Raw genomic sequence first — 13,302 nt, forward strand, 5'->3', positions numbered from 1 at the left:
GCCACGGACGAACCCCGCCGGTTACCCGGCGCGGGGCCCGGTGCCGAGGGTGGCCGCTCCGGCCGCTCGGGCCGGTGTCCGGACCCCCGGCCGGCCGGTGGCACCCCCCGCCACCGCGCCGCGCTGGCCGCGGGCGAGCTGAGCGGGCTCGTCCGCCGGTACGACGCCGGCCCGGGGCGTACGGGCATCCCCCCGCCCACGCCCGGGCCGGCGTCGCGAACTCAGCGGTAGCCGGGTGCGATCCCGCACTCGGGTGCTGCCCAGTACGTGTTGTTCTCGCTGTCGTCCTGGTTGTTCTCGCGGCGCGAGTCCACGTGCACGTGCGTGTTGTGGCCACTCACCCCGGGGCCGATGATGCCGCTGAAACCGTGGTTGCGGGCCGCGCGCGCGATCTGGCACAGCGACCGGCTGTCGGAGACGAGGTCGGCCGCGTTGCCGTAGAGGTGCTGGCTGTTCGAGGCACCACCCACCTGGCTGTTGCAGGTGCGGCTGCGGAATCCGCTGGTCACCTCCAGCGGCTGGTCGCCGAGGCCCTTGCGCAGTGCCTCCAGCTTCCACATCGTGCGCAGGGCGTTCTGCCGGGTCTGCGCGGTGGTCAGCGGACCACCGGTCCAGCCGCCCCGGCCACAGCCGTCGTCCATCTCGTTCCAGGTGAAGTGCCGCGGGGTGCAGTCGTTGTCCTGGATCTGGTACAGCTTCCGGAATGTCTGCGGCCCGGCGACCCCGTCGGACCGCAGGCCGTACGCGGACTGGAAACGGCGTACGGCGGCGGCGGTCTTCGGGCCGTACTGGCCGTCGAGTTCCACCACGTTGTTGTTGCCCGCCCACCCGGCGATCCGCAGTTGCAGTTCGCGGACGTCGCTGCCCGAGTTGCCCCGGGACAGGGTGCGGTTCCAGGTGTAGCAGCCGTCGGCGTGGGCCGGCGGTGCGGCGACCACCGAGGCGATCGCGGCACCTGGCACGGCCAGGGCGAGGGCGAGGACAGCCCGCTTCATCAGATGTGCGCGCACAGAGAGTCCTCCTGCTAGGAGAGCGAATGGGGTGGCATTCCGGGACGTGGACCGCCGTCCCGTGAATCCACACTCGCACCTCAACTGCCGGTTGGTGACGCTTAACGCGAATTCCTTTCGGGATGATGGTTACTGGCCGGTTGAACCGGAATTAATCCGATTCTTGGGAATCGGGCATTCACTCCGGCTGGGTCGCAAAGCCGCCGTCGTGGGACCGAAAGTCGCAGGTGACCGCAGGACGGGTGATGTCGCCGGGCCGAGCCGGCCCGGTAACCTCAGCGCCGGGCGACGACGGGGAGGCGGGCGTGGCACGCGGAGGCATCTTCTGCGTCGAGGGCCAGTGGCACCGGGACCTCAACGAGCGGGGCTCGGTGCTGCCCACCCTCGAACTGCTCGAACGGCTGGGCCGGGTCCGTTTCATCCATAAGGACGCGGCCACCCGCGACGAGCTGTTCTACTTCGTCGACCGCTGGCTGCTCAAGCAGTACGCCGACCACCGGCTCGGCTTCTTCGCCATGCACGGCGAGCCGAACCGGCTGTGTCTGACCGACTGGCAGTCGGTCGAGCTGACCGAGGTGGCGGAGTTGATGGCCGGGCGCTGCGAGGGGCGCCGGCTCTACTTCGGCAGTTGTTCCGTCCTGCGCGCCCCCGAGTCGGTGCTGCGGGAGTTCCTCGAGGTGACCGGCGCGGCGTTGATCTGCGGCTTCACCCGCGAGGTGGACTGGGTCGAGTCGGCGGCGTTCGAGACCGTGCTGCTCGACGTGCTGGCCAACGGTCGGCGGCACAACGCCGCCGAGCTGCGGATGGGCTCGGCGCACTGGGCGCCGCTCGCGTCGTACCTGGGCTTTCGGGTGATCTACGCCAACGGCCGCGCCTGGCGTCCCTCGGCGCGTTCCCGGGTGCCTCGCCAGCCGTCCGCAGGCCGGATCGTCTGACGGCTGGTAGAAACGAACGATGCCTCGCACGATCGCTCACAACACCCGCGTCGACCGCGACGACCTGCTCGCCTTCGTCCGCCCCCGGCACCGGGTGGTGCTGATGACCACCCGCCCGGACGGTCGCCCGCAGTCCTCGCCGGTCAGCGCCGGGGTGGACACCGACGGCCGACTGGTGATCTCCACCTACCCGGAACGCGCCAAGGTCGCCAACATCCGCCGGGACCCCCGGGTGTCGGCGTGCGTGCTCTCCGACGACTGGAACGGGCCCTGGGTGCAGCTCGACGGCACCGCCGAGGTCCTCGACCTGCCGGACGCCCTGGAGCCGCTGGTGGAGTACTTCCGCAGCATCTCCGGCGAACACCCGGACTGGGACGAGTACCGGGAGGCGATGGTGCGGCAGGGCAAGTCGCTGATCCGGGTGACCATCACCTCGTGGGGGCCGATCGCCACCGGTGGCTTCCCGGCCCGACTGGCCGACTGACGACGGGCGGGACCCGGCTCTCGCCGTGACCCGCCCGCCCCGGTGCTGGTGTCAGTGTCCGGCCGTCGCGTACGTCGCGCAGCCGATCAGCTCCATTGACACCTGCAACCGCTCCAGGCTGATGTTCTTGGCGATGGTGTCCTCCGGGCTGTGGTACGGCGGCTCCAACAGCGCCGGAGACTCCTCACCCCGCCAGGAGAAGTTCGCGCTGGCGATGCCGACCTCCTGGAACGACTGGTGGTCGCTGGCGCCGCGCTGGGTCACCGGGGAGATCTGCGGCTGGTAGCCGAGTCGCAGCGCCGCGGCGGAGACCTCGTCGGTGGCCCGGTTGGCCTGGCCGGTGAAGGAGAGCAGCCAGTACCGCGTCGCCGGGTCCCAGCTCGTGGCGACCATGTCGTTCTGGTAGACGGCGAGGATCCGGTCCCGCTCCTCCTGCGGCAACTGCCGCACGTAGTAGCGCGACCCGATCAGGCCCTGCTCCTCCGAGCCCCAGAGGCCGAACCGGACGGTGGCGTTGATCGGGATCGCCTTGAGTACCCGGGCGAGCTCCAGGCAGAGCACGGTGCCGGACCCGTCGTCGTTGGCGCCCGGCGCGCCGATCACCGAGTCGTAGTGCGCGCTCACCATGACCACCGGACCGTTCGCGCCGGACCGCCCACGCCGCTCGGCCAGCACGTTGTACGAGGTCAGGCCACGGTGCGCGGTGGTGGCGATGGTCAGGGTGAGCGGTCCCGACGCGAGCAGCGCCCGCAGCCGGTGCTTCTGCGCCTGGGCTACGCCGACCACCGGGATGCCCAGCGGCGCGGAGGCCGAGCCGGGCAGGGTGGGCGAGAACGCCGACGCGCGGCGCGGCTCGACCAGGTCGGCCGGGAGAAAGACCACACCGGCCGCACCGGCGGCCACCGCCCGGGCCGCCAGCGTTTCCCGCTGCGCGGCGACGTAGTCCACCAGCACGATCTTGCCGGCGACGTCGGCGGTGAAGTCGGCCGCCGTACCAGCCCGCACGTCGACGACCGCGGCGGTGACCGAGGTGTCCAACGCGGCGTGGGCGCTGGCCCCGACCTGCCAGTTCAGGTCGGTGGGCAGACCGGCGGGGGAGCTGAGCTGGGCGAGGAACTTGTCGGCCACCGGGAACGGCTGCAACGTGGTGTCGTAGCGCAGCTTGTCGAACTGGCCCGCCAGGTAGTTCGCGGCCCGCCGCTCGGATTCGGTGCCGCCGATGCGCGGGCCGATGTCCTCGGAGAGCACCTTCAGGTGCTCCAGCGCCCGGCGGGGGGAGAGCTGGGCGATGACCTTGCGGTCCTGCGGGGTGAGCTTGGGCGGGTGGTGCGCGCCCGGTCGCTTGTCGTCGGCGGCCCAGGCCGGCGCCGGCAGCGCCACGGTGGCCGCGCCGCCGAGCGCGACGGTCAGCATGCGCCGACGGTTGAACACAGTGGAGCGGGACGATTCGTGTGAGGGTGTCACGGTGTCGTCGAGGGATGACAAGAGCAAGCCTCCTGATTCGAGGTACGGACCCGGGAGTCAGGGGTGAACATCCCGAGTCACTGCGGCTCGAATCTAACCCGCTAGCTGCTCGTTCTCAAGATCGAGGAATCAGTACGCGGCAGTGAAACGCATATTCCGGAAACGTGGGCTTTCGATTTCGTCGACCACCGCGACCGCCAGATCCTCGTAGCTGAGCGCACTGCGCCCATCGTCGTCGGTCACTGGCTGGTCGGTGCCGGTGCGGTACCGTCCGGTGCGCTCGCCGGGATGGAACTCCAGCGGCGGCGGGGACAGGTAGGTCCAGGTGACCCCGTCGGCAGCGGACCGGTAGACGTCCAGCGCGTCGGCCTGGCCCAGCGCGGCCTCCCGGTACTCGGCGGGGAAGTCCGGCTCGTCGAGCAACCGGCTCCCGGCCGGGCTGAGCAGGGTGGACCCGCCGCCGACGTGGATCACGCGGGGCGCGGCCGGCATTCCGCTCAGCACGTGCAGCAGCGTCCGGGCAGCGTCGGGCCAGAGCGTACGGTCACCGCCGCCGATCGCCACCACCAGCGCGTCGGCGTCCGGCGCCAACTCCCGTACGCTGCGCTCGCTGGTGGCGTCCCCGGTGACCACCCGTACGCCCGGCGGCAGGTACGAGACGGCCTCCGGTCGGCGTACCGCCGCCACCACCCGGTGTCCCCGGTCGAACGCCTCGACGACGATGCGGGAACCTGCGGTGCCGCCCGCCCCGAACACGACGATGTTGCTCACCAGCCCAGGCTATGGACCGGGCCCGGCGCACGTCGGCGGAACGGCGATCCTTCAGTCGACCAGCGCCGAATAGACGAGTTGCCGAAGCTGCGAGCGCAGCGGCCAGGTGCTCGACGGCATGAGCTGGGTGAACAGCAGCGCGGTGAGCTGCTCGGACGGGTCGACCCAGAACGCGGTGCTGGCCACCCCGCCCCAGTAGTACTCGCCGACGCTGCTCGGCAGTCGGCTCGGCACCGGGTCGTCGACCACCGCGAAGCCGAGGCCGAACCCGATGCCGTCCAGCGTCGTCTCGGCGAACCCGCCCGTGGACAGCGTGCCCAGGTCCCCGCCGCCGGGCAGGTGGTTGCGGGTCATCAGGCGCACCGTACGCGGGCCGAGCAGGCGCACCCCGTCGAGTTCGCCGCCGCGCAGCAGCATCTGGGTGAACCGGTGGTAGTCGCCGGCCGACGAGATCAGGCCACCGCCGCCGGAGAGCAGCGTCGGCTTCGTGTACGCTAGGTCGCCGAGCCGGTCGTGGCGGACCGCCCGACCGGTGGTCGGGTCCGGCACGTACAGCGCGGCCAGCCGCTCGGCGTCGGCCCCCGCCACGTGCCAGCGGGTGTCGGTCATGCCCAGCGGATCCAGGATCCGGTCCCGCAGGAACGTGTCCAGGCTCTGCCCGGAGACCACCTCGACCAGCCGACCGAGCACGTCGGTGGCGACCGAGTAACCCCACGCGGTGCCCGGCTGGAACAGCAGCGGCAGCTCACCGAAGACCTGGCAGGCCCCGGCCAGATCCACGTCCGACGGCGGGTACAGGTCGTACCCGGCGGCCCGGTACAGGCCGTCGACCACCGAGGTCTGCATGAAGCCGTACGTCAGCCCGGAGGTGTGGCTGAGCAGGTGCCAGACCCGGATCGGCTCGATCGCCGGCACGGTGTACGGCTTGAGCGTCGAGCCCTTCGAGTAGACCCGCATGTCGGCGAACTCGGGCAGCCAGCGGCCGATCTCGTCGGTCAGCTCGAAACGGCCCTCCTCCCAGAGCAGCATCGCCGCGACCGAGGTGATCGGCTTGCTCATGGAGTAGATCCGCCAGAGCGTGTCCGTCTCGACCGGCGTACCCGCCTCACGGTCCCGCAGCCCGTACGTCGCGCTGTGCGCGATCTCGCCGTGCCGGGTGACCAGGACCTGGAATCCGGCGAGCCGACCATCGTCGACGTACCGGCCGAAGTGCGCGTCGATCCGGGCCAGCCGCGTCGGGTCGAGACCGACCTCGGCCGGCGCGATGCTGCGTACCATGCTCATCCGACCGAACCTACCGGCCGGTACGCGGGCCGGGGAACGAAAGGTCGTCGGTGTCACTGGCTAGTCTCCCCCTCATGCCGGAGCCGATCGAGGGCGTCACCTTCCACGACGAGGACTGGTACGCGGAGGAGTTGACCGACCGGCGCTTCGTCGGGTGCACCTTCCATCGGGTCGACCTGACCGAGGCCACCAGCCGGGGTGCCGTCTTCGACGGCTGCACCTTCGGTGACGTGCTGTTCAACGTCTCCCGGCACGTCGACTCGGCCTTCACCCGGTGCGTGTTCACCCGCTGCAACCTGTTCGAGGCGGAGTTCACCGGCTGCAAGCTGGTCGGCAGCAGCTTCGACCGGTGCGACCTGCGTCCGCTGACCGTCGACGGCGGCGACTGGTCGTTCGTCACGCTCGCCGGTGCCGACCTGCGGGGCACGCGCCTCACCGGCGTACGCATGCGGGAGGTCGACCTGTCCGGGGCCGACCTGACCGGCGCGACCGTGAGTGGCGGCGACCTCTCCGACGTGCAGTGGCGCGGAGCCCGGCTCTCCGGTGCGGACCTGCGCGGCAGCGACCTCTCCGGCCTGGATCCGACCGCCGTGCACCGCTCCGGCGCGATCGTCGACGCGGTGCAGGCCGTCACGATGGCGCGAGCCCTCGGCTTCCAGGTCCTCGGCTGAGCCGTCCGGCGGCGACCGACACGAGGCTCTGTCCTCACCAGTACGGTGTCCAGAAACGTTCACCGGGCCGCGCCGGGTCCAGACGACGACCGGCGGCGTTGGAGTCGGGCCTGGATACCGGTGTTGTATCCAGGCCCGACTCCGCCTTGCCGGACCGCCGCCTGGACCTCGCCGCGACACCGCCAACGTTCCTGGACACCGCACTAGCGCGTCGGGGGTCGGTGATGCGAATGTGAGACGGCCCCGCGTCCGGGTCGAGCGTGCCGGCGCGAGTCCGGTCCGGCAGAAGTGGAGAGTCGGTGGCGGAGGAGAAGCCCGCGCGGCCGGTCGATCCGGCGTCACACCGCACCCGGTCGGGCCGCCGCCGTGCGGAATCGGCCCGCTCGTCGGCACCGGCACCGACATCGCCGCCGTCGGCCCAGGGGGCGACCCGGGCCGCCGCCCGTCGACTCGCCCGCGCCCGGCGACGTCGACGTACCACGGTGGAGGCCGTCGCCGCCCTCGCCGGCCTGCTTGCCCTCGTCGGTTACGTCAACTGGTGGTCGGAGCCGACGCCGGACGACCAGCCGGACCCGGACGGCCTGCCCGCGGTGGTCGGGCGTCCGGCGCTGCCCAGCGGCAGCGCCACCGCCGACGCCGTGCCGGGCCTGCGCCCTCGGGAACGCAGCCCGAGTCCCTCGCCGAGCGCCACCGTGGTGTCCACCCCCGCCCCGCCGGCCGCGCCACCGACGCTCGTGGTCAGCCGGTCCGACATCCCGGCGACGGTGGACCTGACCGAGGCGGGCAGCCGCGACTGGCTGCACTGGGGCCTCGGCGGCGCCACCAGCCCGGTACGCAAGCGCGACGGCTCCGCCGACCTGCGGGACCTGGGCGGCCGGGGTGACCGGGACACCTGGGACGGCAACCAGGAGCTGTTCCGGTGGCGCGACGGCGCGCCGGTGGACTCGGCCGGGGACGTCGCGGCCGGGGTCTACACCTGCGGTGCCGGCAACGGCTTCCGGCTCGCCGTCGTCTCCGACGGCCAGCCGCGCACCGCCACCGTCTACCTCGGCGTCTGGATGGCCCGGGGTCGGCTCGACGTACGGGTGGGCGACGACGGGCCACGCCAGACGCTGCGGCTGGAGGAGCGGCACACCAGCCTCTCCTCGGGTGTGACGGTCCGCTTCCAGGCGCCGCAGGGCACCCGCGTCCTGCTCACTTGGACGGTGGAGGAGGCGTTCACGCCGCACTGCGGCAACGTCGGTCTGCAGGCCGTCGCACTGCGCTGACCTGCCGGCGGCCCGGCTCTCCAGTAGCGTGGTCGGTGACCGATCATGATCGAGGAGGACCGATGACCTCGGGCGAGAAGGTAATGGACAGCCCCACCGACTGGGTGGCCGAACACATCGACCGGTACGTCGAGACCGACGGTGCTGAGGGGCACGAGTGGCAGCCGGGCGTGTTCACGCTGCTGCTGACCACCCGGGGCCGACGCAGCGGCGCACTCCGCCGGACCGCGTTGATCTACGGTCGGCACGGCGACGCGTACGTGGTGGTCGCCTCCCAGGGCGGCGCTCCCCAGCACCCGGCCTGGTATCTGAACCTGCTCGCGGACCCGGAGGCCCAGGTCCAGGTCGCGGCCGAGCGGTTCACCGCCCGGGCCCGCACCGCCACGCCCGAGGAGAAGGCCCGGCTGTGGCCGGACATGGTCGCCATCTGGCCGGCGTACGACGACTACCAGACCAAGACCGACCGGGACATCCCGGTGGTGGTGCTGGAACGCGTCTGACGGCAGCCGTACCCGTCGTCGGGCAGTTTGTCCGTCGGGCCGCCTCCACCGGACCGTACCGTCCTGCTGTCCGGGTTCGACTGTCCTGTGTGGAGGCCAGGCCGATGAGCAGTAGCAGTACCCTCCGTCCGTCCCCGCCCACCGGCGAGCCGGCCGGAACGGCGTTGCGGGAGATCCCGCTGCCGCCGTACGTGACCGCCGAGGATGCCCAGTTCGCCGTCCGTGCCGTCGTGGTGCACGCGCCCCGAAGATGGTCCGGGGGCACGGTCTGCCGCAACGACGCCAGTCCGCACCCGTGCCGGCTGCACCGCTGGGGCACCCGCGTCCTGGCGCTGCGCGGCCTGCGCGACTCCGAGATCGCCGCACTGATCGAACGTGGCGACCCCGCCGCGCCCGTCCCCGCGCCCAAGATGCAAGGAAGGGCCCCCTGCTAACGCCTGGTGTATAGGAAGGGTCCCTTCCTTACACCAGGGAAACCTCGTGGGGTACCCGTTTCCGGAGCTGTCACACCTGACGGGCCGATCGATCTTCGTCTACTTGACGGATCCCTCGGCAGCGGGCACCGTGGGCAGTGGAGGGGCCTTGAGCTGCCCCGATGCGGTGGTGGGCGACCGCTGCCCGGCGAGCCGCGCCGGGGCGTGGTCGACCTCGAAGGCCGCCACATCCGTACCCGGTGTGCGGGCCGATTTGCCGGTCCGCCCACGGACTGGCCGGCAGTGTGCCTCCGGCACCGGGAGTCGAGAACCCACGAGGAGTCCCACCATGCTCACGATGACCGACAACGCCGTCCTGGTGATCCGTGACCTCGCCAACCAGCAGGACGTGGCCGAGGGCGGTGGGGTACGCATCGCCGCGGACACCACCGCCGGTTCGCTCACCGTCGAGCTGGTCGCCGCACCGGTCGAGGGTGATCAGGTGGTGGACAACCAGGGTGCCCGGATCTTCCTCGACTCCGACGCCGCCGACCTGCTCGGTGACGCCGCGGTCGACGCGACCGTCGACGACGAGGGCGTGATCCAGTTCGGCTTCACCGACCAGCAGTAGCCCTCAGCCCGCGCGACGGTTCTCCCCGCCCCGGGGCCGTTGGGGCGGGACGCTGCCCGGGGGCCGGGCCCCACCACCGCTGGTACGCCCCAGCGTGGCCAGCACGTGTGCCAGGTGGTGCGAGGTGCTCCAGGCCACCCAATTGGTCGCCGATCCGGCTCCGGCGACCCGACGCGCCCGACGCACGATCTCGTGGTCGCCCCAGGAGAAGCCGGCACCCGTCGACGGCCAGTGTGGTGCCGACACCAGTTCGCGGCACAGGTCGGCGACCCGCTCTTCGCCGCGCCGACCCCGACGCGACCACCGGTAGAGCCACCACACGTCGGCGTCGGTGTACCGGACCGTCGGCAACCGGTCGGTCGGCTCCGCGCCGGGCGCGGCGGAGGCGACACCGTAGTCGCCGAATCCCACCCCGAGGTCGGCCAGCCGCCGCCAGAGCAGCCAGTCCCAGCGGTCCAGCCGGACCGGTTCGTCGGTGGGCAGCCGGGCCAGCGCCGGTGGCATCCCGCCGGCCACCACGCTGACCGAGCGCCAGGCGTGCCGCCGGGCCCAGTCCCGTGCCCGGCGTACCCGGGGCTCGGTCGTGCGGACGTCCGCCGGACAGCACACGTCGCCGCAGTCGAGCACCAGGTCACACTGCTCGGGGGCCAGTCGCGCGTACCGCCAGATCCGTTCCACGGCCGTGGTGGCGGCGTCGGGTCCGGCCCGGTCCAGGCGGATCCGCAGTCGCACCACCGCCCGGCCGAAGTACGCCCGCGCGGTGACGCCGTGCGCCGCGAGCCGCTCCGCGCCGTCGGAGAGACCGATCACCGGCACCAGGGGTACGCCCCACCGCAGCGGCTCGGCGCCGGCCGGATCGGGCAGGGCGCCCACGTCGACGGCCGGGACCAACCCCGGCGGCAGCCGGTTCACGGCTTCCGCGACGGATCTGTCGAGTTCGGACACGTGCAGGATCGGGGCGATCAGCGGGGCGAGGGCGTCGTCGAGGTGGCCGAGCGCGTCCAGCTCTCCCCGCCGCGCGGGGAGGACGGGACGGTAGACCGGTTCCGTCGCCCAGCCTGAGTGGGCGGGCACCATAATTAAATGTAGCCAGGTGATTACCCAGCTCACAGGGCATGCAGCCGGAAATTCGGCGGAACGCTGTCAGCTCTGCGACTGTCATCGCAGGGCACCGACAGCGCGACACCCCGGGCGGCAGGTGCCGCTCCGGGGTGTCGATGGCCGTCACCGGCCCACTGTCGACCGGTCAGTCGTCGTCGCGGTCGTCATCGTCATCGTCATCGTCGTCGTCGCGGTCGTCGTCACCGTCGTACCGCTCCTGCTCGGCCTTGAGCACCTGGCCGGTCTCCCGGTCGACGTCGATCTCGTGCTCGACGTCGCCCTTGACGATCTCGACCTCCCAGACCGGGCGCTTGTTCTCCCGGTCGCGGTCGATCTCGGTGATCCGGCCGCCGCCCGCGTGCGCCAGGGCGATCTCGCCGGCCCGCTCGCGGCTGATCTCGTCGGTGGCGTCCGGCGAGCCGGTGCCGGCCGGCGGGGTGGCCGTGGTCGGGTCGGTCGGTGGGGCCACGCTGCCGGGGTCGGTCGGCGGGGCGACCGTGCCAGGGTCGGTCGGCGGCGTGACCGTGTCGGGAGCGGCCGGGGTGGTCGCCTCCGGCGCGCTGGTCGCCGCGGTCAGCGTGGTCTGCCGCGCGCGGTCGTTGTCGGCCGCCGTGACGCCCAGGAAGATCCCGGCCGCCGCGAGGACCGCCGCGGCGCCGCCGACCGACGCCAGGATCAGGGGGTTGCGCTTCATTGGTGCCACCTCTCCTCGGTTGATGCACACAGCATCGGTCGGGGCGGGATAGCGCCGCGCTGTCCGAACACTAAGGCCGGGTTAAGGTCGGCTGCTGGAGATCCTCGGCGTGCCCAGGTGGAGCATGACCTCGGCCCCGCCGCCGGGACGTTCGCCCAGTTCCAGCCGGCCGCCGCTGGCCTGGGCGGCCCGGCGGGCGATGTCCAGCCCCAGGCCGGTCGACCCGGCCTGGCTGGCCCCGCGACGGACCGACTCGGCGGTGATGCCGGGGCCCTCGTCGGCCACCGTCAGCACCACCTGGTCGCCGTCGGACGCCAGCCGGACGGCGAAGGCGGTGCCGTCCGGGGTGTGCGCGAAGACGTTGCCGAGCAGCGCGTCCACCGCAGCCGCCAGCTCGTCGGCGGGGACGCCGACCGGCAGCGGGCCGGGTGCCAGGTCGAGGTCGACCGCCCGCCCGGTCTCCTCGGCCAGCACCGACCAGAAGGCCACCCGGTCGGTCACCGTGGCCACCGCGTCGGTGACCACCGCGCCGTCGGCGGGGGTACGCCAGCGGGCCTGCCGGATCAGGCCGGTCACCGCCCGTTCCAGCCCGTCCACCGCACCGGCGATCCGGGCGGCGTCCTGCGGGTCGGCCAGCGACTCGGCCTCCAACCGCAGCGCGGTCAGCGGGGTCCGCAACCGGTGGGACAGGTCCGCCACCTGCTCGCGTTCCTGCACCAGCAGCTCCTGGATCCGCCCGGCCAGGTGGTTGAGGGCGCCGCCCACCTCGCGCAGCTCCGCTGGCCCGGACGGCTCGACGCGCGCGTCGAGTTCGGCGTTGGCCAGCCGGTGCGACACCGCCGACAGCTCGCCGATCGGGCGGACCAGGGTGCGGGCCAGCCGGTCGGCCACCGCGAGACCGATCAGCACCAGCAGCAGTCCGAGCAGGGAGAGCACCAGCCAGGCCCGGTCCACCCCGTGGGTCAGCTCGGCGTCGGACACGAAGGTGCGGATGACCGCGGTGCCGTCCGTGCGGCCCTGGACCGCGATCACCACCTCGCGGCCCTCCGGCGTGTCGGCGGTCAGGCTCTGCCCCCGGGCGGCCAGCTCGACGGCGGGCGTACGGGGAGCCGGTGCGCCGAGTTGGTCGCCGTCGGGGAGGAAGACGCTGACCGGTCGGCCGGACTGGACGAGTTGGTCGACGGTCAGCCGGACGGTCTCGGAGTCGGCGGTGCCGACCACCGGGGCGAGACCCTGCACGTCGGCGGTGGCCCGTGCGGTCGCCCGGTCCTCGGCGGAGGTCCGCAGCAGCAGCGCCAGCGGCACCAGGAAGGCGATCACGATGAGCACGCTGACGGCGGCCACCAGCAGTGCCAGTCGCGCCCTCATCGCTGTGCCTCGGGCGAGACCAGCCGGACCCCCACCCCGCGTACGGTGTGCAGGTAACGCGGCTGCTGGGCGCTCTCGCCGAGCTTGCGGCGCAGCCAGGACAGGTGCACGTCGACGGTCTTGTCCGCCCCGCCGTACGGGATCTGCCACACCTCGGTGAGCAGCTCCCGCTTGGTCACCACCTCGCCGACCCGGGTGGCCAGGTGTCGCAGCAGGTCGAACTCGCGCGGCGTCAGCTCGACCGGCACGCCGTCCAGGCTGACCTGCCGCGCCCGGGGGTCGATCCGCAGCCCGCCGACGACCACGGTCGGGTCCTCCTCGGCCGGTCCACCCGGCCCGCGTCGCAGCACCGCGCGGACCCGCGCGTCGAGTTGGGCGGCGGTGAACGGCTTGACCACGTAGTCGTCGGCCCCGGCGTCGAGGACCCGGACGATCTCCGTCTCGTCGTCGCGGGCGGTGGCGACGATGACCGGCACCGCGCTGACCGCGCGCAGCATCCGGAGCAACTCGCGGCCGTCCAGGTCGGGCAGCCCGAGGTCGAGCACGACGAGGTCGGGGCGGTCGTCGAGCGCGTCGCGGAGCCCGGCCATCGCGGTCGACGCCGCCGCCACCGCGTGTCCCCGTTCGCGCAGCGCCCGCACCAGCGGGGTGCGGATGGTCAGGTCGTCCTCGATGAGCAGCAGGCGGGCCACAGCAGGCAGGGTATAT

General features: G+C 72.6%; 15 protein-coding genes. 7 read left to right on the forward strand and 8 right to left on the reverse strand.

Annotated elements, in window-relative coordinates; genetic code table 11:
- Positions 1–221: 221 nt before the first annotated feature.
- Complete coding sequence (locus ACZ31C_RS23875) at positions 222–1,010, reverse strand: D-Ala-D-Ala carboxypeptidase family metallohydrolase (RefSeq protein WP_465797149.1); 789 nt, start codon at positions 1,008–1,010, stop codon at positions 222–224.
- A gap of 305 nt (positions 1,011–1,315) precedes the next feature.
- On the opposite strand from ACZ31C_RS23875, the gene ACZ31C_RS23880 reads away from it, so the two are divergent.
- Together ACZ31C_RS23880 and ACZ31C_RS23885 are read left to right on the forward strand one after the other, a co-directional pair.
- The gene (locus tag ACZ31C_RS23880) at positions 1,316–1,945 is read left to right on the forward strand and encodes a DUF6642 family protein (RefSeq protein WP_396740235.1); all 630 of its coding nucleotides are present in this window, start codon (positions 1,316–1,318) and stop codon (positions 1,943–1,945) included.
- Between the two features lie 19 nt (positions 1,946–1,964).
- Positions 1,965–2,429 (forward strand): PPOX class F420-dependent oxidoreductase, encoded by a 465-nt coding sequence (locus ACZ31C_RS23885; RefSeq protein ID WP_465797150.1) that lies wholly within the window; start codon positions 1,965–1,967, stop codon positions 2,427–2,429.
- A gap of 51 nt (positions 2,430–2,480) precedes the next feature.
- Here ACZ31C_RS23885 and ACZ31C_RS23890 read toward each other — a convergent pair whose 3' ends face one another.
- The 3 genes from ACZ31C_RS23890 to ACZ31C_RS23900 all read right to left on the reverse strand — a co-directional run bounded on the left by ACZ31C_RS23890 (position 2,481) and on the right by ACZ31C_RS23900 (position 5,948).
- The gene (locus ACZ31C_RS23890) at positions 2,481–3,842 is read right to left on the reverse strand and encodes a M28 family peptidase (protein WP_465797151.1); all 1,362 of its coding nucleotides are present in this window, start codon (positions 3,840–3,842) and stop codon (positions 2,481–2,483) included.
- Between the two features lie 180 nt (positions 3,843–4,022).
- Complete coding sequence (locus tag ACZ31C_RS23895; RefSeq protein ID WP_465797152.1) at positions 4,023–4,664, reverse strand: NAD(P)-dependent oxidoreductase; 642 nt, start codon at positions 4,662–4,664, stop codon at positions 4,023–4,025.
- Between the two features lie 51 nt (positions 4,665–4,715).
- On the reverse strand, positions 4,716–5,948 hold the full coding sequence (locus tag ACZ31C_RS23900; RefSeq protein ID WP_465797153.1) for a serine hydrolase domain-containing protein: 1,233 nt from the start codon (positions 5,946–5,948) through the stop codon (positions 4,716–4,718).
- Positions 5,949–6,022: 74 nt separating this feature from the next.
- Between ACZ31C_RS23900 and ACZ31C_RS23905 the strand changes: the two genes are divergently transcribed.
- From ACZ31C_RS23905 to ACZ31C_RS23925, 5 genes are all read left to right on the forward strand, one after another.
- On the forward strand, positions 6,023–6,619 hold the full coding sequence (locus tag ACZ31C_RS23905) for a pentapeptide repeat-containing protein (protein ID WP_465797154.1): 597 nt from the start codon (positions 6,023–6,025) through the stop codon (positions 6,617–6,619).
- Positions 6,620–6,918: 299 nt separating this feature from the next.
- On the forward strand, positions 6,919–7,887 hold the full coding sequence (locus tag ACZ31C_RS23910) for a hypothetical protein (protein WP_465797155.1): 969 nt from the start codon (positions 6,919–6,921) through the stop codon (positions 7,885–7,887).
- A gap of 62 nt (positions 7,888–7,949) precedes the next feature.
- The gene (locus ACZ31C_RS23915) at positions 7,950–8,387 is read left to right on the forward strand and encodes a nitroreductase family deazaflavin-dependent oxidoreductase (protein ID WP_465797156.1); all 438 of its coding nucleotides are present in this window, start codon (positions 7,950–7,952) and stop codon (positions 8,385–8,387) included.
- Positions 8,388–8,491: 104 nt separating this feature from the next.
- Positions 8,492–8,821: a hypothetical protein gene (locus ACZ31C_RS23920; RefSeq protein WP_350693337.1), complete on the forward strand. Its 330-nt coding sequence runs from the start codon at positions 8,492–8,494 to the stop codon at positions 8,819–8,821.
- Positions 8,822–9,149: 328 nt separating this feature from the next.
- Positions 9,150–9,431, forward strand: a complete 282-nt coding sequence (locus ACZ31C_RS23925) for an adhesin (RefSeq protein ID WP_396740220.1) — start codon at positions 9,150–9,152, stop codon at positions 9,429–9,431.
- 3 nt (positions 9,432–9,434) lie between these two features.
- Here the strand turns inward: ACZ31C_RS23925 and ACZ31C_RS23930 are convergent, their stop codons facing one another.
- The 4 genes from ACZ31C_RS23930 to ACZ31C_RS23945 all read right to left on the reverse strand — a co-directional run bounded on the left by ACZ31C_RS23930 (position 9,435) and on the right by ACZ31C_RS23945 (position 13,286).
- Complete coding sequence (locus tag ACZ31C_RS23930) at positions 9,435–10,508, reverse strand: beta family protein (protein ID WP_465797157.1); 1,074 nt, start codon at positions 10,506–10,508, stop codon at positions 9,435–9,437.
- A 169-nt stretch (positions 10,509–10,677) separates the two neighbouring features.
- The gene (locus tag ACZ31C_RS23935; RefSeq protein ID WP_465797158.1) at positions 10,678–11,226 is read right to left on the reverse strand and encodes a PepSY domain-containing protein; all 549 of its coding nucleotides are present in this window, start codon (positions 11,224–11,226) and stop codon (positions 10,678–10,680) included.
- Between the two features lie 81 nt (positions 11,227–11,307).
- A complete protein-coding gene (locus tag ACZ31C_RS23940; protein ID WP_465797159.1) occupies positions 11,308–12,594 on the reverse strand; it encodes a sensor histidine kinase in 1,287 nt (428 codons plus the stop codon).
- The gene (locus tag ACZ31C_RS23945) at positions 12,591–13,286 is read right to left on the reverse strand and encodes a response regulator transcription factor (RefSeq protein ID WP_465797160.1); all 696 of its coding nucleotides are present in this window, start codon (positions 13,284–13,286) and stop codon (positions 12,591–12,593) included. The genes ACZ31C_RS23940 and ACZ31C_RS23945 overlap by 4 nt, the downstream gene beginning before the upstream one ends.
- Positions 13,287–13,302: the final 16 nt, after the last annotated feature.

This window comes from Micromonospora sp. NPDC023869, from assembly GCF_055559695.1.